Annotated in this window: 12 protein-coding genes and 1 pseudogene; 8 read left to right on the top strand and 5 right to left on the bottom strand. The window is 53.4% G+C overall.

Annotation, left to right across the window (positions count from 1 at the left end; all coding sequences use genetic code 11):
- Positions 1-750: 750 nt before the first annotated feature.
- Both sopA and IB222_RS26090 read left to right on the top strand, forming a co-directional pair.
- Positions 751-1,917: a plasmid-partitioning protein SopA gene (gene sopA / locus IB222_RS26095; protein ID WP_000523812.1), complete on the top strand. Its 1,167-nt coding sequence runs from the start codon at positions 751-753 to the stop codon at positions 1,915-1,917.
- Positions 1,917-2,888, top strand: a complete 972-nt coding sequence (locus IB222_RS26090; protein ID WP_004206785.1) for a ParB/RepB/Spo0J family plasmid partition protein — start codon at positions 1,917-1,919, stop codon at positions 2,886-2,888. The genes sopA and IB222_RS26090 overlap by 1 nt, the downstream gene beginning before the upstream one ends.
- 1,282 nt (positions 2,889-4,170) lie before the next feature.
- Here the strand turns inward: IB222_RS26090 and IB222_RS26085 are convergent.
- The 3 genes and pseudogenes from IB222_RS26085 to umuC all read right to left on the bottom strand — a co-directional run.
- A complete protein-coding gene (locus IB222_RS26085) occupies positions 4,171-4,476 on the bottom strand; it encodes a hypothetical protein (protein WP_008325193.1) in 306 nt (101 codons plus the stop codon).
- 53 nt (positions 4,477-4,529) lie between these two features.
- The gene (locus tag IB222_RS26080) at positions 4,530-4,781 is read right to left on the bottom strand and encodes a plasmid stabilization protein (protein WP_004118488.1); all 252 of its coding nucleotides are present in this window, start codon (positions 4,779-4,781) and stop codon (positions 4,530-4,532) included.
- Positions 4,782-4,859: 78 nt separating this feature from the next.
- Positions 4,860-5,912, bottom strand: a pseudogene (gene umuC / locus IB222_RS26075) (translesion error-prone DNA polymerase V subunit UmuC); the annotation flags it as partial.
- A 244-nt stretch (positions 5,913-6,156) separates the two neighbouring features.
- Here umuC and IB222_RS26070 point away from each other — a divergent pair.
- Both IB222_RS26070 and IB222_RS26065 read left to right on the top strand, forming a co-directional pair.
- Positions 6,157-8,295 (top strand): AAA family ATPase, encoded by a 2,139-nt coding sequence (locus IB222_RS26070; protein ID WP_065945181.1) that lies wholly within the window; start codon positions 6,157-6,159, stop codon positions 8,293-8,295.
- A 317-nt stretch (positions 8,296-8,612) separates the two neighbouring features.
- Positions 8,613-10,046 carry a DNA cytosine methyltransferase gene (locus tag IB222_RS26065; protein WP_065945180.1) on the top strand — a complete coding sequence of 478 codons (1,434 nt, stop codon included), beginning with the start codon at positions 8,613-8,615 and terminating at the stop codon, positions 10,044-10,046.
- A gap of 33 nt (positions 10,047-10,079) precedes the next feature.
- Here the strand turns inward: IB222_RS26065 and IB222_RS26060 are convergent, their stop codons facing one another.
- Both IB222_RS26060 and IB222_RS26055 read right to left on the bottom strand, forming a co-directional pair.
- The gene (locus IB222_RS26060; RefSeq protein ID WP_148661854.1) at positions 10,080-11,294 is read right to left on the bottom strand and encodes a type II restriction endonuclease; all 1,215 of its coding nucleotides are present in this window, start codon (positions 11,292-11,294) and stop codon (positions 10,080-10,082) included.
- A 176-nt stretch (positions 11,295-11,470) separates the two neighbouring features.
- Positions 11,471-12,168, bottom strand: a protein-coding gene (locus tag IB222_RS26055) for an IS1-like element IS1B family transposase (RefSeq protein ID WP_095033700.1) whose coding sequence is annotated in 2 segments (ribosomal slippage) — positions 11,471-11,919 and positions 11,919-12,168 — 699 coding nt in all. Because the reading frame shifts where the segments join, the coding sequence is not laid out codon by codon here.
- Positions 12,169-12,244: 76 nt separating this feature from the next.
- Here IB222_RS26055 and IB222_RS26050 point away from each other — a divergent pair.
- The 4 genes from IB222_RS26050 (at position 12,245) to traI (ending at position 20,973) form a co-directional block, all read left to right on the top strand.
- Positions 12,245-12,676: an entry exclusion protein gene (locus IB222_RS26050; RefSeq protein WP_008324118.1), complete on the top strand. Its 432-nt coding sequence runs from the start codon at positions 12,245-12,247 to the stop codon at positions 12,674-12,676.
- A gap of 74 nt (positions 12,677-12,750) precedes the next feature.
- Complete coding sequence (locus tag IB222_RS26045; protein WP_065945171.1) at positions 12,751-13,425, top strand: tetratricopeptide repeat protein; 675 nt, start codon at positions 12,751-12,753, stop codon at positions 13,423-13,425.
- 133 nt (positions 13,426-13,558) lie between these two features.
- Entirely contained in the window at positions 13,559-15,733 is a 2,175-nt protein-coding gene (gene traD / locus IB222_RS26040) for a type IV conjugative transfer system coupling protein TraD (protein WP_149385136.1), read from the top strand.
- The gene (traI, locus tag IB222_RS26035) at positions 15,733-20,973 is read left to right on the top strand and encodes a conjugative transfer relaxase/helicase TraI (protein WP_023307204.1); all 5,241 of its coding nucleotides are present in this window, start codon (positions 15,733-15,735) and stop codon (positions 20,971-20,973) included. Before traD ends, traI begins: the two co-directional genes overlap by 1 nt.

Genomic DNA, 20,973 nt, shown 5'->3' with positions numbered 1-20,973 from the left:
CTTGATCCTCAACGGTTATCCACAAAAGGATGTAGTAATACGTATCGCAGTCAACGGATATACATACCTCAGTAAATACCGTTGCATATCACAGTATTAGATTATGCATATAACAGTCAACATTTTACATTCCACAGTCGATCCAGACAGACGTTAAAGCCAGTTACAGCGCATGCTGGAGCGATCCGGGGATCTCTTTTGGATCTCATTATGATCTCCTTGGGATCAATTATTGGATCGAGACCATGAATAACCCAGATACAAGCCCGGAAGCGCCACACCAGATATCCAGAACCCTGGCCTTATTTTCCTGAATACGCTCTGGAAGATTGAGATCTACAGGTACAACAATGAAACATTGACTGCGGTATGCTGAGTCGTCTTTCCTCTTCCTCGACACAGATGCGGTAAGCATCATACCATAGTCAATATATTACATACCGCAGTCAATTTCATTATAACTGGCTGATCCCGAGCCATCTTTAGCAACCCGACGTACGTGCAATCTGTGAATTCTGTGATTTTCCGCTTCCTCGCCGCTTTCTCACTGTGTGAGATCGCTTACTGCGGCGAGCGGCAGTGATTAATATTGACTGCGGTATGTACTCTTTTGTAATCCCCTGCGTTCTTTCATTACCCAATGTGGTTCACTTTGCACTTTTTCGTGCACTTTGCGATTTTATTGTTGCTTTGCAATAAATTCCAAGATTTAATAAAATAATGCAAAGTGATGATTAAAGGATGTTCAGTATGGGACTCATGGATACACTCAACCAGTGCATAAGTGCTGGTCATGAAATGACGAAAGCAATCGCCATTGCACAGTTTAATGATGACAGTCCGGAAGCCCGGAAAATAACCCGGCGCTGGAGGATTGGTGAAGCGGCAGATTTAGTTGGCGTGTCATCTCAGGCTATCAGGGATGCCGAGAAAGCTGGCCGGCTGCCGCACCCTGATATGGAAACCCGTGGGAGAGTTGAGCAACGCGTTGGTTATACCATCGAACAAATCAATCACATGCGGGATGTATTTGGTACACGACTGCGCCGTGCTGAAGATGCGTTTCCGCCGGTGATTGGCGTTGCAGCTCACAAAGGTGGTGTTTACAAAACCTCAGTATCCGTTCACCTGGCTCAGGATCTTGCTCTGAAAGGACTCCGTGTTCTGCTTGTTGAAGGCAATGACCCACAGGGAACTGCTTCTATGTATCACGGATGGGTGCCCGATCTTCATATTCATGCTGAGGACACTCTCCTGCCCTTTTATCTTGGGGAAAAGGATGACGCCAGCTACGCTATAAAGCCCACCTGCTGGCCTGGCCTTGATATCATCCCGTCCTGTCTGGCACTGCACCGCATTGAAACCGAGCTGATGGGGAAATTTGACGAAGGCAAATTACCTGCTGACCCGCACCTGATGCTCCGTCTGGCCATTGAAACTGTCGCTCATGATTATGACGTGATAGTTATCGACAGCGCACCCAACCTTGGTATCGGTACGATAAATGTTGTATGCGCTGCTGATGTTCTGATTGTCCCTACTCCGGCAGAGCTGTTCGACTACACCTCCGCACTGCAGTTTTTCGATATGCTTCGTGACCTGCTTAAGAACGTGGATCTTAAAGGCTTCGAGCCAGATGTCCGTATTCTGCTTACCAAATACAGTAATAATAATGGCTCGCAGTCCCCGTGGATGGAAGAACAAATTCGGGATGCCTGGGGAAGCATGGTCCTTAAAAATGTTGTGCGCGAAACGGATGAAGTCGGCAAAGGTCAGATCCGTATGAGAACCGTTTTTGAACAGGCTATTGATCAACGTTCTTCAACCGGTGCCTGGCGTAATGCCCTCTCTATCTGGGAGCCTGTTTGCAATGAGATTTTTGATCGTCTGATTAAACCACGCTGGGAGATTAGATAATGAAGCGTGCTCCTGTCATTCCAAGACATACCACACATACTCAATCGACTGAAGATACTTCATCACCGGCGCCGGCCGCGCCGATGGTGGATTCATTAATTGCGCGCGTGGGTGCTATGGCCCGCGGTAATGCAATCTCTCTTCCGGTAAGTGGACGGGAAGTAAAATTTACCCTTGAGGTGCTCCGGGGAGACTCTGTTGAGAGCGCTTCACGCGTATGGTCAGGCAATGAGCGCGATCAGGAACTACTTACCGAAGATGCTCTGGATGATCTCATTCCTTCATTTTTACTGACCGGTCAGCAGACTCCAGCTTTCGGCCGCCGGGTTTCTGATGTCATAGAAATTGCAGACGGCAGCCGTCGCCGTAAAGCCGCAATCCTGACGGAAAGTGATTATCGCGTTCTGGTTGGTGAACTGGACGATGAGCAGATGGCTGCATTGTCCCGACTGGGTAACGATTATCGGCCGACGAGTGCTTATGAACGTGGCCTGCGTTATACAAGCCGGCTGCAGAATGAGTTTGCAGGAAATATTTCTGCGCTTGCCGATGCGGAAAACATTTCTCGTAAGATCATTACCCGCTGTATTAATACGGCCAAACTGCCTAAATCCGTTGTTGCCCTGTTTGCACATCCTGGAGAACTGTCTGCCCGGTCAGGTGAAGCCCTTCAGAAGGCTTTTGCAGATAAAGAAGAATTACTGAAGCAGCAGGCTGAGACTCTCCACGATCAGAAGAAAGCGGGACTAATCTTTGAAGCTGAAGAGGTCATTAGTCTTTTAACATCCGTACTGAAACAATCTCCCGCATCAAGAGTTAATCTGAGCTCACGTCATCAGTTTGCTCCAGGGGCAACAGCATTGTATAAGGGCGATAAAATGGTGCTTAACCTGGATAAGTCCCGCATTCCTGCGGAGTGTATAGAGAAAATAGAAGCCATTCTTAAGGAGCTTGAGAAACCAGGAGTCTGATGCGGACACGCATTATTCTACGGTGATCTCCCTTTACTTCATTTCCTTTCTCACAGGCCAGAAAACATAACTGGCCTGAATATTCTCTCTGGGACCACGGTCCCACCTGCGTCATCTGTCAGCTTATCTGCCTTGGACCACGGTCCCACCTGCATCGCCGGTCAGGTTATCTCCCTGGGACCACGGTCCCACCTGCATCGTCGGTCAGCTTATCTGCCTGGGACCACGGTCCCACCTGCATCGCCGGTCAGGTAATCTGTCTGGGACCACGGTCCCACCTGCGTCATCGGTCAGGTTATCTGACTGGGACCACGGTCCCACCTGCGTCGTCGGTCAGGTTATCTCCCTGGGACCACGGTCCCACCTGCATCGTCGGTCAGCTTATCTGCCTGGGACCACGGTCCCACCTGCGTCATCTGTCAGCTTATCTGCCTGGGACCACGGTCCCACCTGCGTCATCGGTCAGGTTATCTGACTGGGACCACGGTCCCACCTGCGTCGTCGGTCAGGTTATCTGCCTGGGACCACGGTCCCACCTGCGTCATCGGTCAGCTTATCTGTCTGGGACCACGGTCCCACCTGCGTCATCGGTCAGGTTATCTGACTGGGACCACGGTCTCACCTGCGTCATCGGTCAGGTTATCTGTCTGGGACCACGGTCCCACCTGCGTCGTCGGTCAGGTTATCTGACTGGGACCACGGTCCCACCTGCGTCATCGGTCAGCTTATCTGCCTGGGACCACGGTCCCACCTGCATCGCCGGTCAGCTTATCGGCCTGGGACCACGGTCCCACCTGCATCGTCGGCACATTATTAGTTTGGGACAACGGTTAAGCAATGCCTGTCACGAACAGGTATTGGCTTGTCGCCAGCAACCTGTTGAGCGGAGTAATCACGCAGCAGGGCGGCTATTACAGGTGATGGTGAAAGCTCTGTTGGGATCTGAACGAAGCATGTTGAGTGAAATTTGCAAAATTTCGCGGGGTGTGCGGCTTAATTTTAAATTTCCGCCAGCATTTTTAAAACCAGCTGCCGCCGCTGCGCGTTGGCCGGTCCTTCGTCCGGCCGGTAACCAGTCCCGGCCGTTCTTACGACCCTGGATGAACATGGTCCCGTCATCAGCGTCTCCAGTGTGATGTCGTTTGTCACGCCGTCCGAGGGGATATCAGGGACACAACATATGGTAGAAAAAGCAGCTGTCTGAGACACAATATATTGATTATCCACAGTAACGGGGGATAACCGTGTGGGTAACATATTGAAAGTCCAACACGTTATCTGATTAACTGACTTTGTAAACGCCGCTGAACCATGAAAAAAATCCGGGGGAATCATCACAGCGCATAAACATACCGTTTTGTTTTTGGGTGACGGCAAGGAGGCCCCTGTTATCACCACATACCTTGTCAAAGGTTTCCATTCCTATCCTTATCAGGCTCTTTTCGTTATTTTCGGGAGAGATCCGGAGATGTTTTGTCAGCCAGACAGGATAGGTATCAGCGTTACGCCAGTACTGCAATTCAATCACTGAAGCCATTCCCCAGATAGTGAAGAATAAGAAAACCACACCTGCGATTTTGCTACCCATATTGTTCCTTAACATTGATTTAATACATTCCTTGCTCCTCGCACCGGAGCACATCACAGATACTGATTGAGATCCACTTCACGCAGCGGCTGGTTTTGACGTTCTGTGATCAATTGCACCAGGTCTTTTTCGTCCAGCGCATCGAGCATTTGTTCATACAGAGCCGCGGGCACACAATAAAAAACAGGGCGGTTGCGGTCAATAATCGCGACCGGGTAGCCGCCGCCGGCACTGGCGGTGGCCACCGGATCGTTTTTAAGTTCGCTGATGCTGGCAGTCACATCACACAGAATGATATTTGTCATGGTTCCCCCCTGAGACAAGTCATCTGTATGATCGGTAAAGTAAGCTCTTGCAGCAAGTCCCGTCTGTCATTTCGACGGTCAGAAACGGGCAACCGGCAGCTCCTTCCAGCGGGTGGTATATGCCGGTGACAGCATCTCCCGTTTCATCTGCCAGTCCGGCGCAATACCCCGTCCGGCAAACCAGACTTTCCCGAGTCCGGAATGATTAATGCCGTCGAGCACCTTCATCAGCGCATCGCTGTGCGGCCGTGGCTGCACGTCATCGAACAGATTCAGCTGCGCGACGCCGTTCGGACTGAAATCATTGAGCATTATCCCCGCTTTTGCGTAGCGGTGGCCATCGAGCCAGATCCTGTCCAGAGACCTGACCGCTGCCGCGATAATGTCCCGGGTGTCACGGGTAGGGGTGTTCAGTTTTTCCGTGGCCACGTTACCGTAATACGGCTCATTAACCGCAAAAGGGGACGTCTTGATGAAGGTGCTGATATGCCGGCAGTACTGTCGCTCACCGCGCAACTTTTCCGCCGCGCGCTCGGCATACTGGCAGACGGCCTGGCGCATTTCTTCGTAGGTGGTGATCCGCTGCCCGAAGCTGCGACTGCAGACAATCTGCTGTTTCGGCGGCGGCGCTTCCTCCAGCGAAATGCAGCTCTCGCCGTTCAGCTCACGTACCGTGCGCTCCAGCACTACGTTGAAGTTTTTCCGGATAAATGTGGGGTTCGTCAGCGACAGCTGCAGGGCAGTGGTGATCCCCATAACGTGCAGCTTTTTCGCTATCCGGTTCCCCACGCCCCAGATTTCTTCCACCGGCTGCAGGCTGAGTAATTTTGCCGTTCTGCGTGGATTTTCGGGCGACAGCGCCAGCACCCCACTGAATTGTGGCCATTCCTTTGACGCCCACTGCGCCGATTTGGCCAGTGTTTTTGTGGCGCCGAAGCCGACACCGATCGTCAGTCCGGTTCCACTGAGAACATGCCCACGCAGCTGCCTGCCAAAATCCTCCAGATCCATACAGTGGCCAATTCCTCGGGCATCCAGGAAACATTCGTCAATTGAGTATTGTTCGACGCGGGGCGACAGCTCTTCCAGCAGGGCGACCACACGGTTACTCAGGCTCGCGTTTATGTGGAATAGAAAATCTACATAAATAATTCATGCTTTAAATAGTTGCTATAAACGCAAAGCAGGTGTCAGAAATTGTTCCCATATACCAAGATAAACGACTAACAATTTCGTATATTAATCGTCGGGGAGTAGGTATTCAGCTATCTGTTTAAGCTTCCCTCATGCGATGGTTAAATGAACAGACTACCGTTATGGGTTTTATAAAATAGATGCATTCTTCTTCATATCAGCACATTAGAAGGATTTTTCAATGGATATTGAAATCAGCTACTGCAATAACATCGATAAAGCTTGCATTACACTATCAGAAAATAAGCTTAACATTAAGTTCGCCCCAAATGGCACGGGTAAAAGCACCATATCCCGTGCCATTATGCACAGTGTTACCCAGGATGCAGACGGTCTTAACAGTCTGCTACCTTTTAAGTTTCGAGCTGCGAATCCTGCTGATTTTCAGCCCAGTGTAATGGGTACAGAGCATATTCAGGATGTAATGTGCTTTGATGAAAAGTACGTATCTCAGTTCACATTTCAACCTGATGAACTGGTCAGTAACAGCTTTGACATTTTTATCAAAACAGAAGCCTACAACCAAACCGAACGAGAGATCGACTCGATGGTAATGGCTATCCGACAGGAATTCAGCGGTAATGATGAGCTTGAGCTCTTTATTACACATCTTCAGGAGCTTAGCGGCGCGTTCAAGCTTACAAGTAAGGGCCTGTCTAAAGCCTCTACAGGGATGAAGGGCTTGGCTGGGGGTAACAAGCTGCAGCATATTCCCTCTGGATTAGAACCTTATCAGCTATTTATTCAGAGCCCTCGTAATGTAGAGTGGATCGAATGGCAGACCAAAGGGTATGAAAATTTCTACTCGCTCTCTGAGGGGTGCTGCCCTTTCTGTACGGGGGATTCTCACGAAAAAGCAGAACAAATTAGTAAAGTGAGCGCTGAATATGACAAGGCCGTGATCAAAAATCTGGTAGGTATCATCTCCGTACTTGATAAACTTGGCGACTATTTTTCCGAAACTGCGCGCTCTCGACTAAGGGAAATTACGACGCTACAGGGGGGATTGCAGAAAAGGCATGAAGACTACCTTGTTACCGTCAAGCAGCAGACAGAAAATCTTCTAGCCATGCTCTCAACATTAAAAACCCTGAACAGTTTTACTTTTAACGACGCCAGAAATATTCGTGCCTCTTTAGCTTCTTTCCGTCTGGACGTGAAGTATTTTTCCGAGCTGCAATCTGATAAAACCCTTGCAACTATCGAGCAACTGAACGCCTCGTTAGATGGCCTCATTTCCCAGGCTGGCCAGCTACAAGGGCAAATCAACAAGCAGCGTGCAGGCATGCAGCGGCTGATTCAGAAACACAAGAAGGATATCAACACGTTTCTGGCATATGCCGGCTACCGCTACCAGGTAGATATCTCTGGCGATGGAGAACAGTGTCGTCTTAAGCTTCGCCATGTCGACTATACCGGCTACCTCAGTGGAGGTAGCCAACATTTGAGCTATGGCGAGCGTAATGCCTTTTCGATCGTCCTGTTTATGTACGAATGTCTGGCTCGTAAGCCCCACCTTATTATTCTCGATGATCCTATATCTTCGTTTGATAAAAACAAAAAATTTGCCATCCTTGAGATGTTATTCCGCCGTGACTCATCCGAGTGTCTGAAAAACCAGACAGTACTGATGCTTACACATGACGTTGAGCCAATCATTGACACCTTGAAGTCGGTGAGAAAGTTGTTCAGTAATCAAGTTACTGCATCCTATTTACGTTATAGCGCCGGCACTATAACTGAATTACCTATTCGCGAAAGCGATATTCTGACGTTTGCTCAAATCTGCAAAGTAGTCACCGAATCCGGCAGCGATGACCTTATCAAGCTCATTTATCTGCGCAGGCATTATGAAATCATGGACAATCGAGGTGATGTTTATCAGGTACTATCTAACTTGTTTCACCGCCGTGAGGAGCCAATAGACACACGTGTGCCTCTGATTGAAGATGCAGGGTATCCGACAATGGATCCGGAGAGCCTTTTTAATGGCTACAATACCATCACTAAACGTATTCCAGGGTTTGATTACGCCCATATGCTGAGCTTGCTTAATGATCCTGAAAAAATCCTTTCGTTATATCGAAGTTGCACTAGTGGATATGAAAAACTGCAAGTGTTTCGACTACTGGAACCTGAGGCCGATAACCGTGTCATCCGGAAATTTGTGAACGAGACCTATCATATTGAGAATGAGTTTATCTGCCAACTCGATCCTACGCGGTTCGATCTTATCCCGGAATACGTTATTGCTGAATGTGACAGGCTGCTCCTTAATGTCGAGGCGTCGAACGATGATGCACAACAGGAAACGGCCTGAGCATATGATCTAGATGTGTGGGTTTGCCCCCCATATATCCAATTCAATTGAGCCTGCTAATAAGCAGGCCTTTTTGACGAATCCAGAAGTGTCTAAAGTTCGGATATGAGTATTAAACTGCCAGATAGCACCTTCCTATCCCTGCCACGATACAAAGCTGCCTTCCTCAACTAAGCCACTTCCAAAAGTATTTTTTTGAATAACTTGAGGATTTAATCAACGCCAGTAATAAATCCTGTTTAAATATCCAGACAAAAAAATTCACTCTGGGTCAAATGAGTGATAGAGTTTCACCAATAAGACCCAATGGAGGCAACATGTCTGAATTTGAATTGCTGGCGCAGAATCTGCTTGAGAAAGCAGCAGCAGAAGAACAACTGCGACAGGAAATTGATAAAAAGCTGCTTGAGCAAGTACTGGAAATCTATGACCAAAAGTACGTGGCTGAACTGCTCAGAAAAGTCGGCAAAAATGAGTGGAGTCGCGAGACCCTTAATCGCTGGATTAATGGTAAGTGCTCACCTAAGTCGCTGACGTCAGCCGAAGAAATGCTTCTACGAAAAATGCTGCCGGAAGCACCTGCACAACACCCAGATTATGCCTTTCGGTTTATTGACCTGTTTGCTGGCATTGGCGGTATCCGAAAAGGCTTTGAAAACATTGGTGGCCAGTGCGTTTTTACCAGTGAATGGAATAAAGAGGCTGTGCGCACGTATAAAGCCAATTGGTTTAACGACGAGCATGCACACACGTTCAATCTCGATATCCGGGAAGTCACGCTCAGTGATAAACCTGAAGTACCAGAAAATGATGCCTATGCTTACATTGATCAGCATGTGCCGGATCATGATGTACTTCTGGCAGGCTTCCCCTGTCAGCCGTTTAGCCTTGCTGGCGTGAGCAAAAAAAACTCTCTTGGCCGCGCACATGGTTTCGAATGTGAGGCGCAGGGAACGCTTTTCTTTGATGTGGCGCGTATTATCCGAGCAAAAAAACCGGCCATTTTTGTGCTTGAAAACGTCAAAAATCTGAAGAGCCACGATAAGGGTAAAACCTTTAAAGTCATCATGGATACCCTAGACGAACTGGGCTATGAAGTTGCGGATGCGGCTGAAGTAGGCAAAAACGATCCTAAAGTCATAGACGGGAAGCATTTCCTGCCTCAGCACCGCGAACGTATCGTTCTGGTCGGTTTCCGTCGTGACCTGAATATTCACCAGGGTTTTTCCCTGCGTGATATCAGCCGTTTTTATCCAGAACAGCGTCCGTCATTTGGCGAGTTGCTGGAACCCGAGGTTGACAGCAAATATATCCTAACGCCGAAACTCTGGAAGTATCTCTATAACTACGCCAAAAAGCATGCAGCTAAGGGAAATGGCTTCGGCTTTGGCCTCGTCAATCCTGAAAACAAGGAAAGCGTTGCCCGTACACTGTCTGCACGTTATCACAAGGACGGGTCTGAAATTCTGATAGACCGCGGCTGGGATATGGCCATAGGTGAAAAAGACTTTGAGAACGAAGAAAATCAGGTGCATCGTCCCCGCAGACTGACTCCGCGTGAGTGTGCGCGTATCATGGGCTTTGAAAAACCAGATGGCAGGCCTTTCCGTATACCGGTGTCAGACACACAGTCGTACCGCCAGTTTGGTAACTCCGTAGTGGTGCCCGTGTTTGAAGCCGTCGCCAAGCTGCTTGAACCTTATATCCGGAAAGCAGTTTCTGCCGATACAGGCAAGATTGAAAGTATCTGATTTATCCTCCCGGCATTTATACCGGGAGATTATTTATGGAAGTTCTGCGTAAAGCCCTGTCAGTTCAGCAATAAATGCACCTAACGTCATTAATTCTGCCTTCACCACTTCCGGGTATTTTTTGTGCAGCGATGATGGGACGACCAGTTTGACCCCTGCTTCCTTCATCTCCCGGTACTGAGCCTGTGATACTCCTTCCTGAAGTGTAAACAGGTGAACCTGATGAATTTTATCAGCTTCATTCAGTATCTGACGCCAGCGGTCTTTACAGGTAGTCTTTACTGCCAGCATGCGCAGATTTTCTGCGGGAAACTCAGCATCCTGGTAAGCCTCTGAGGAAGGGAACAGGAAATCGGGTTTTTTATTACCTTCTGTGACTGCCTGTGTGGCGAAGTGCCGCAGCCCATGCTCAATGAAGAGATGCTCCAGGTGCAGCTCCAGCGACTTCCCGGCTCTCGATTTACGGCGATTGCTGACAGAATTGGCCAACGCAATAAATTCATCCACAGAGCCAAATCCTTTCCGGATGATGTCCAGAACATGTAGTTCCTCAACCAGCAAAAATATGTCGTACTCGACGCGTCGGCGGTCAATGAGTTGCTCATCCGGATCAAGGGAATTTTTCGTATAATGGCCTGCTGCATACTGAATAATTTCACTTCCAGACGGGAAGCGTAGGTGCCAGTCCTCAGGAAGAACATATTTATGATTTACGGACAATTGCTGTAGATGTAGTCCGCCAAGAATCAGCCCCGCGGGTCCGGATATAAGCGTTCCAGGAATAACTTCACCGATAGCGGCCTCAATGATGTCCTCTTCATCAGGACTGGCGCATACCCAAATGTTTACTTCCGTAGAGTCCCCGCCTTGCTCATCAAGCCTGAAGGCCAGTAGCGTCAGAGCCCCTGTATTTTCAGAATCCTGAAGTGGACTACCTTTTCCCCAGCGCGTGATCCTTTTTTCATTCCGTGTTTTACCAAAATGACGGCTGTTATAATAAATAGCCCGGGCTTCGCTGTCGGGGCAATCATGCGATGACACATGCGCTGTGAGAAAGACTGAAGGGTTCAGCTCACGCGTATGGTTGATAGACGGAAACAGCTTTTCAACGATACCGGAAGGGATATACAGCCCAACCTGGTGACCGCCTGTTGCGCCGGTATCGTTGGCGGAAAGGCGCTTGATGTAGACGAAGTAATTCCCGCCAGCGATCTCAAGTAGCCAGTTATGGAAAACCGACATAAACATCCCTCTATTACCCTGAAACTCGACTCGCCATTTTTCCATAATTATTGATAAACAGCCAGAAAGGCTGTTTCAGGTGATTTGATCTGCAGCCTATCGGTAACATGCTCCGATGTTAGCAATGTCCGTTTCACGCATATAGTGGTCCTTTTTATCCTCTGGGTGGTAATGACTCCAACTTATTGATAGTGTTTTATGTTCAGATAATGCCCGATGACTTTGTCATGCAGCTCCACCGATTTTGAGAACGACAGCGACTTCCGTCCCAGCCGTGCCAGGTGCTGCCTCAGATTCAGGTTATGCCGCTCAATTCGCTGCGTATATCGCTTGCTGATTACGTGCAGCTTTCCCTTCAGGCGGGATTCATACAGCGGCCAGCCATCCGTCATCCATATCACCACGTCAAAGGGTGACAGCAGGCTCATAAGACGCCCCAGCGTCGCCATAGTGCGTTCACCGAATACGTGCGCAACAACCGTCTTCCGGAGCCTGTCATACGCGTAAAACAGCCAGCGCTGGCGCGATTTAGCCCCGACGTATCCCCACTGTTCGTCCATTTCCGCGCAGACGATGACGTCACTGCCCGGCTGTATGCGCGAGGTTACCGACTGCGGCCTGAGTTTTTTAAATGGCGGAAAATCGTGTTGAGGCCAACGCCCATAATGCGGGCGGTTGCCCGGCATCCAACGCCATTCATGGCCATATCAATGATTTTCTGGTGCGTACCGGGTTGAGAAGCGGTGTAAGTGAACTGCAGTTGCCATGTTTTACGGCAGTGAGAGCAGAGATAGCGCTGATGTCCGGCAGTGCTTTTGCCGTTACGCACCACCCCGTCAGTAGCTGAACAGGAGGGGCAGCTGATAGAAACAGAAGCCACTGGAGCACCTCAAAAACACCATCATACACTAAATCAGTAAGTTGGCAGCATCACCCAGGATGCCAGAGAGGGTGCGATGAGAAATCTGCTTCAGATATTCATGGTAGTGTTGTTTCAGTCTATTGCTTGTTATCTGGCTGGATGGTTAGTTACGGAGGTGGTATTCATTGGTGCAACTGTGCTCTTATGGCAAGGATTGTTCATCTATTTGTTTTATAAAATATCTAAGAATAAAGGCAGTGTTGAACCCTACACATACAACAGGGTAGTTTGGTATGTGATAATGCCTATATGTTCACTGGCTCCTCCTCTTGTTACTTTTTTTGTATTCATTGTGGGTACATTGATGGATTTATATAAGGTTAGCGGGTGTATAAGCATCAAAGAGTGGCTTGAAAAAAACAAGGTAGATGGCGCCCACTCTATAAATAATGACTTTGAATCCGTGGACTTTGATAATGTTAATTATAATCCGGAAAGTAATTATCCAATGGGTTGGAAGCGTTAGATTGAGTTGTAGGATTTCATAGTCAGTTTCATGGTTGTGTATGGATATAATATTTAGTTTTATGGAGGTAAACAATGCGAGTGTTCTATGGGATGTTGGGAGTTTTTGTTTTCCTGTCGTGTACCTTGAGTGTAAGGGCTAGCGACGACTACTACACTAACTTAAAAAAAGATGCGAATTCTGGAAACGCATTAGCTCAATATAAGCTAGGTGCAATGTATTTGGTCGTATCTGGTGATTATAAAAAAGCTTTTTATTGGACTAATAAGTCGGCGATTCAGGGTAATTCAGATGCCCAAAATAACCTAGGTCTGCTCTATTGTTATGGGCAAGGTGTTGATAAAAATATAAAAAAAGCAGGCTATTGGTGGGGGAAGGCAGCAGATGCAGGGAATGCATCTGCTCAGAATGACTTGGCAATGCTTTATAAAAATGGATTATTGAAAGATGCCCGTTGTGATAAAATAATGGATTTGCTTAACTCCTCAGCTCAAAAAGATTTTGAGTTGGCATATTTGAATATTGGAAACCTGTATTCTACAGGTGAGTGTGTTAATAGGGATATGCACGAGGCGGTGATCTGGTGGGAGAAAGCATCCATTAAAAATAACGGACAGGCTGAGTTTAATTTGGCAGGGGCTTATATGAGAGGTGATGGTGTATTTCCAGGTTCTGGAATGGCAGATATCTATTTGAAAAAATCATGCTCACATGGATATGCAGGAGCGTGTGATTTACTTAAAAAATAACATTCATTATTAATAATCTCCCCGCCTTTAGTTAAATGATGTCATCCTAGTGTTTTGTAACGGATGACATTAAATCAATTGCTTTCTGAAATCATGGTCGCTATACATATAGACCAACCTCTATGAGGCTAATATGAGTTTTAATGCTAAGGATATGACCCAGGGCGGTCAGATCGCGAGCATGCGTATCCGTATGTTCAGTCAAATTGCCAATATCATCGTGTACTGTCTCGTCATTCTCTTCGGCATCATTGTCGCGATTACGCTGTCGGTTAAACTGACCTGGCAGACGTTCGTGAACGGCATGGTTTATTACTGGTGTCAGACGCTGGCCCCCATGCGCGATATTTTTAAATCCCAGCCTGTCTATACCATCCGTTATTACGGCCATGAGCTGAAGTACAACGCGCAGCAAATACTGCAGGACAAATATATCCAGTGGTGCGCCGACCAGGTCTGGACGGCCTTTATTCTTGCTGCCATCATCGCGGCCGTGGTGTGCGTTATTACCTTCTTTGTCACCACCTGGATTCTGGGCCATCAGGGTAAGCAGCAGAGTGAGGACGAGATAACGGGAGGGCGCCAGCTGACTGACGACCCGAAAGCGGTGGCGAAAATGCTCAGGCGCGACGGTCTCGCATCCGACATCAAAATCGGTGAGCTGCCGCTTATTAAGGACTCGGAGATCCAGAACTTCTGTCTGCACGGTACCGTCGGGGCCGGTAAATCAGAAGTTATCCGCCGTCTGATGAACTACGCCCGCCAGCGTGGCGATATGGTCATCGTGTATGACCGCTCCTGTGAGTTCGTCAAAAGCTACTATGATCCGGCCACAGATAAAATCCTTAACCCGCTGGATGCGCGCTGCGCTGCATGGGACCTGTGGCGGGAGTGCCTGACGCAGCCTGACTTCGACAACGTTTCCAACACGCTTATTCCTATGGGCACGAAGGAAGACCCCTTCTGGCAGGGGTCGGGACGTACCATCTTTGCCGAAGCCGCATATCTGATGCGCAACGACAAGGACCGCAGCTACAGCAAGCTGGTCGACACGCTGCTTTCCATCAAGATTGAGAAGCTGCGCTCGTACCTGAAAAACTCCCCGGCGGCGAACCTGGTGGAAGAGAAAATCGAGAAAACGGCCATCTCCATCCGCGCCGTGCTGACCAACTACGTCAAGGCTATCCGCTACCTGCAGGGCATCGAAAATAACGGCGAGTCATTCACCATACGCGACTGGATGCGCGGCGTTCGTGAGGATGGTAAAAACGGCTGGCTGTTTATCTCCTCCAATGCTGACACCCACGCTTCCCTCAAGCCGGTTATCTCCATGTGGTTGTCCATCGCCATTCGCGGGCTGCTGGCGATGGGGGAAAACCGTAACCGCCGCGTGTGGATCTTCGCCGACGAGCTGCCTACCCTGCACAAGCTGCCGGACCTGGTTGAGATCCTGCCGGAGGCGCGTAAGTTTGGCGGCTGCTACGTCATTGGCATTCAGTCCTACGCCCAGCTGGAAGATATTTACGGGCAGAAGCCGGCGGAAACGCTGTTCGACGTGCTGAACACCCGTGCCTTCTTCCGCTCGCCGTCGCGCAATATCGCCGAGTTCGCCGCTGGCGAAATCGGTGAAAAAGAAATCCTCAAGGCGTCCGAGCAGTATTCCTACGGTGTGGACCCGGTACGCGACGGTACCTCGGTCGGCAAGGACATGGAGCGCGTCACCCTGGTGAGTTACTCCGACGTCCAGACGTTGCCGGATCTCTCCTGCTACGTCACGCTTCCCGGACCTTATCCTGCCGTGAAAATGGCGCTGAAGTATCAGCAGCGTCCAAAGGTGGCACCGGAATTCATTCCGCGCACCATCGACGGGAAAGCGGAGGAACGCCTGAATGCCGCGCTGGCTGCACGTGAACATGAATCCCGCAGCATCGCCATGCTCTTTGAACCGGATGCCGATGTTGTCGCGCCAGAGGGCGGTGCGGAGAATGCTGGTCAGCCACAGCAGCCACAGCAGCCACAGCAGCCACAGCAACTGACGCCCGCGCCCCGCGCTGCAGACGCGGCATCCGTAGCAGGTGCGGCAGGCGCCGGCGGTGTGGAGCCTGAGCTGAAGACAAAGGCGGAAGAGGCAGAGCAGCTGCCGCCCGGCATCAGTGAAAGCGGTGAAGTAGTGGATATGGCGGCATGGGAGGCGTGGCAGGCGGAGCAGGACGAACTGTCTCCTCAGGAGAGGCAGCGTCGTGAAGAAGTGAACATCAACGTTCACCGGGCGCCTGAAAAGGATCTTGAGCCGGGAGGATACATCTGATGATGAGCATCGGATCGGTAAAATCCGCAGGCAGCGCGGGCAATTATTACACCGACAAGGACAACTACTACGTTATCGGTAGTATGGGCGAGCGCTGGGCCGGAAAAGGGGCTGAAGCGCTGGGGCTCAGCGGCGGGGTGGACCAGAAGGTCTTTACGAAGGTTCTGGAGGGACGCCTGCCGGACGGCAGCGACCTCAGCCGGACTCAGGACGGGGCGAACAAACACCGTCCGGGCTACGACTTCACCTTCTCTGCGCCCAAAAGTGTCTCCGTGATGGCCATGCTGGGAGGCGACAAGCGTCTTATTGAGGCACACAACCGCGCGGTGGAGACCGCCATTAAGCAGATAGAGGCAATGGCCTCCACGCGGGTTATGACGGAGGGCAGGAGCGAGACGCAGCTGACCGGCAACCTGGTGATGGCGCTGTTTAACCACGATACCAGCCGCGACCAGGAGCCGCAGCTGCACACCCACGCGGTGGTGGCCAATGCCACTCAGCATGGCGATGAGTGGCGAACGCTCAGCAGCGACAAAGTGGGTAAAACCGGGTTTATTGAGAATATCTACGCCAACCAGATTGCCTTTGGCCGCCTGTATCGTGCCGCGCTGAAGGATGACGTCGCGGCGATGGGCTATGAGACTGAGACGGTCGGCAAACACGGCATGTGGGAGCTGAAGGGCGTACCGACGGAGCCGTATTCCAGCCGCAGCAGGACCATCAGCGAGGCGGTCGGGGATGACGCGTCCCTGAAGTCCCGCGACGTGGCGGCGCTCGATACCCGCCAGTCGAAGCAGAAGGTTGACCCCGAACAGCGCATGGCCGAGTGGATGCATACCCTGAAAGAGACGGGGTTTGACATTAAAGCCTACCGTGAGGCGGCAGACCTGCGGGTTGTGCAGGGGAATATTCCCGCAACGACGCCTGAAGCCATTGATATTAACAGCAGCGTCGGGCAGGCCATCGCGATGCTGAGCGACCGGCGGGCGCGGTTCACGTATTCCGAACTGCTGGCCACCACCCTCGGGCAGCTGCCCGCGCGGTCGGGCATGGTGGAGATGGCGCGTGACGGCATCGATGCGGCGATAAAAAATGAGCAGCTCATCCCGCTGGATAAAGAGAAGGGGCTGTTTACCTCGAACATCCACGTGCTGGATGAGCTGTCGGTGTCGGCGATGACCCGCGATTTACAGCGGACGGGGCAGGCCGACATTTTTCCGGATAAAAGCGTGCCCCGCAGCCGGTCATACAGCGATGCCGTGAGTGTCCTGGCCCAGGACCGTCCGCCGGTGGCGATCATTTCGGGTCAGGGCGGGGCGGCCGGCCAGCGTGAGCGCGTGGCGGAGCTGACGATGATGGCGCGCGAACAGGGGCGTGACGTGCAGATTATCGCCGCCGACAGGCGTTCGCGCAGCGCCCTTATGCAGGATGAGCGCCTCAGCGGCGAGCATATCACCGACAGGCGGGGGCTGACGGAGGGCATGGCCTTTACGCCCGGCAGCACGCTGATTGTGGACCAGGGGGAGAAGCTGACCCTGAAAGAAACGCTCACGCTGCTCGACGGTGCGCTGCGCCATAACGTCCAGCTGCTGATTGCCGACAGCGGCCAGCGCACCGGGACCGGCAGCGCCCTCACCGTCATGAAGGAAGCGGGAGTGAGCACGCTCGCGTGGCAGGGCGGTGAGAAGACGCAGGTCTCGGTTATCAGCGAGCCTGACCGGCGGCAGCGGTATGACCGCCTGGCCGCTGACTTTGCCCGAAGCGTCCGCGCAGGTGAACACAGCGTGGCGCAGGTCACCGGTCCGCGCGAGCAGGCGGTGCTCGCAGGCGTAGTCCGCGAGGCGCTTAAGGCGGAAAAGGTGCTGGGCGAGCGGGAGGTCAGTATCACCACGCTGGAGCCGGTCTGGCTCGACAGCCGCCATCAGCAGGTGCGCGACCACTACCGGGAGGGGATGGTCATGGAGCGCTGGAATGCCGAAGAGCGCAGCCGGGAACGCTTTGTCATTGACCGCGTGACGGGCCGCAACAACAGCCTGACGCTGCGCAACGCCCAGGGTGAGACGCGGGTGACCCGCCTGTCTGAACTCAACAGCAGCTGGTCGCTGTACCGCACCGGCACGCTGCAGGTGGCCGAAGGCGACCGTCTGGCAGTGCTGGGTCAGGCGCAGGGGACGCGGCTCAGGGGAGGCGATACGGTGACCGTTAAGGCGCTCGGGGAGGCGGGGCTCGTCGTCAGCCTGCCGGGGCGTAAGGCGGACGTGGTCCTGCCCGCCGGCGACAGCCCGTTTACCGCCGCGAAGGTGGTTCAAGGCTGGGTGGAGTCGCCGGGCCGCTCGGTGAGCGACAGCGCCACGGTTTTTGCCTCGCTGTCGCAGCGCGAGCTGGATAACACCACGCTGAACAAACTGGCGCTCAGCGGCCGGGCGGTGCGGCTCTATTCCGCGCAGACGGCGCAGAAAACGACGGAGAAGCTGTCGCGTCAGTCTGCCTGGAGCGTCGTGTCCGAACAGATTAAGGATGCGGCGGGGCATGACAGGCTCGATGATGCCCTGGCGCACCAGAAGGCCGGTCTGCACACGCCGGAGCAGCAGGCTATCCATCTGGCCATTCCGGTGCTGGAGGGGAACGGCCTGGCGTTCACGAAGCCGCAACTGATGGCCGCCGCGAAAGAATTTGAGCAGGACAGCCTCAGCCTGCAGGCCATCGAAAAGGAAGCGGACCGTCAGGTGCGCAGCGGCGACCTGCTGTCGGTGCCGGTATCGCCGGGAAACGGCCTGCAGCTGCTGGTCTCACGCCAGTCGTACAACGCTGAAAAAAGCATTATCCGCCACGTCCTTGAGGGAAAGGAGGCCGTCACCCCGCTGATGGATAAGGTTCCGGACGCGCAGCTGGCGGGCCTGACCGACGGGCAGCGGAACGCCACGCGCATGATACTTGAATCCCCCGACCGCTTTACCCTGGTGCAGGGCTACGCCGGGGTGGGTAAAACCACCCAGTTCCGGGCAGTCATGTCGGCCATCGGCACGCTGCCGGAACGGGAGCAGCCGCGCGTTATCGGCGTGGCCCCCACCCACCGGGCGGTGAGCGAGATGCGCGATGCGGGCGTGCCTGAAACGCAGACGCTGGCGGCCTTTATTCACGACACGCAGCAGCAGCTGCGCGGCGGCGAACGAACGGACTTCAGCAACGTGCTGTTTCTCGTGGATGAAAGCTCAATGGTCGGTAACGCCGACATGGCGAAGGCGTACAGCCTGATTGCCGGGGGCGGGGGGCGCGCGGTCTCCAGCGGGGATACCGACCAGCTGCAGTCCATTGCCCCGGGCCAGCCCTTCCGCCTGCTGCAGAAGCGCAGCGCCATTGACGTGGCGGTGATGCAGGAGATCGTCCGCCAGACGCCGGAACTAAAACCTGCCGTCTACAGCCTGATTAGCCGCGATATCGGCAGCGCCCTGACGACCATTGAGAGCGTGGCGCCGGCACAGGTGCCGCGCAGGGCGGATGCCTGGCAGCCGGACAGCTCCGTCATGGAGTTCAGCCGCGAACGGGAGGAGGCCATTGCGAAAGCCGTGGCGGCCGGCGACCTGATGCCCGGCGGGCAGCCCGCGACGCTGCTGGAGGCCATCGTGAAGGACTACACGGGGCGCACGTCAGAGGCGCAGGCGCAGACCATCGTTATCACCGCCCTGAACGCCGACCGCCGCCAGGTGAACGCCATGATTCATGACGCCCGTCAGGGTGCCGGCGAGGTGGGCGAAAAAGAGGTCACGCTGCCGGTTCTCACGCCTGCCAATATCCGCGACGGGGAGCTGCGGCGCATGGCAACGTGGGAGGCATCCCGCGACAGCCTGGTTCTGCTGGACAGCACCTATTACAGCATTGAGGCGCTGGACGGGGAGGCGCACCTGGTGATGCTGAAGGATGCGCAGGGCAACACCCGCAGCCTGTCGCCCGCGCAGGCGGCGACAGAGGGCGTCACGCTCTACCGTCAGGACACCATTACCGTGTCGGAAGGCGACCGGATGCGCTTTTCGAAAAGCGACAACGAGCGGGGCTTCGTGGCCAACAGCGTCTGGTCGGTCAGTGAGATAAAAGGTGACAGCGTCACGCTGTCGGACGGGAAACAGACCCGTACGCTCACGCCGTCAGCCGAGCAGGCAGAGCAGCACATCGACCTGGCCTATGCCGTCACCGTTGAAGGCTCACAGGGTGCGAGCGAGCCCTTCTCCATCTCCCTGCAGGGTACGGACGGCGGACGTAAGCGGATGGTGAGCTTCGAGTCAGCCTACGTGGCGCTGAGCCGCATGAAGCAGCACGCGCAGGTCTATACCGACAACCGGGATAAGTGGGTGGCCGCGATGGAAAAATCGCAGGCGAAAAGTACGGCGCATGACATTCTGGAGCCGCGCGGCGACCGCGCCGTCGCGAATGCCGCCCGCCTGACGGCGACGGCAAAAGCGCTGGGTGAGGTGCCTGCCGGTCGCGCCGCGCTGCGCCAGGCCGGGCTGCAGCCCGAGGGCTCGATGGCGAAATATATCTCGCCGGGGCGTAAATACCCGCAGCCGCACGTGGCGCTCCCGGCCTTCGACCGCAACGGCAGGAAGGCGGGCGTCTGGCTGAGCGCCCTGACGTCCGGAGACGGGCAGCTTAAGGGGCTCGCTGGTGAAGGCCGGGTGATGGGCAGCGGGGACGCGGCGTTTGCGGGTCTGCAGGCCAGCCGTAACGGCGAGTCGCTGCTGGCGCGGGATATGGAAGAGGGCGTGCGGCTCGCGAGGGAGAATCCGCAGAGCGGCGTGGTGGTGCGGCTCGAAGGCGAGGCGCGACCGTGGAACCCCGGCGCCATTACCGGCGGTCGGGTCTGGGCCGACGGCCTGCCCGATGCCACTGGTACGCAGCCCGCAGAAACGGTGCCGCCGGAGGTGCTGGCACAGCAGGCCCGGGAGGCTGAGGTGCAGCGGGAGCTGGATAAGCGTGCCGAAGAGGCGGTCCGCGAGATGGCCCGCAGCGGCGACAGGCCGGCCGGAGGGGCTGACGTCGCCGTCCGGGATGTGGTGCGGGATATGGATCGGATAAAAGAAACGCCGGCATCTCCCCTCACGCTGCCGGATGCGCCGGAAGAACGCCGCCGGGATGAGGCGGTGTCTCAGGTGGTGCGCGAGAGCGTGCAGCGGGACCGCCTGCAGCAGATGGAGCGCGAAACGGTGCGAGACCTTGAGCGTGAAAAGACCCTGGGAGGCGACTGA

The organism is Citrobacter sp. C13 (assembly GCF_014596815.2).
GTDB classification, from domain to species: domain Bacteria; phylum Pseudomonadota; class Gammaproteobacteria; order Enterobacterales; family Enterobacteriaceae; genus Citrobacter; species Citrobacter portucalensis.
Note: the sequence above shows the minus strand (reverse complement) of the source record. Positions and strands in the feature narration are given on the sequence as shown.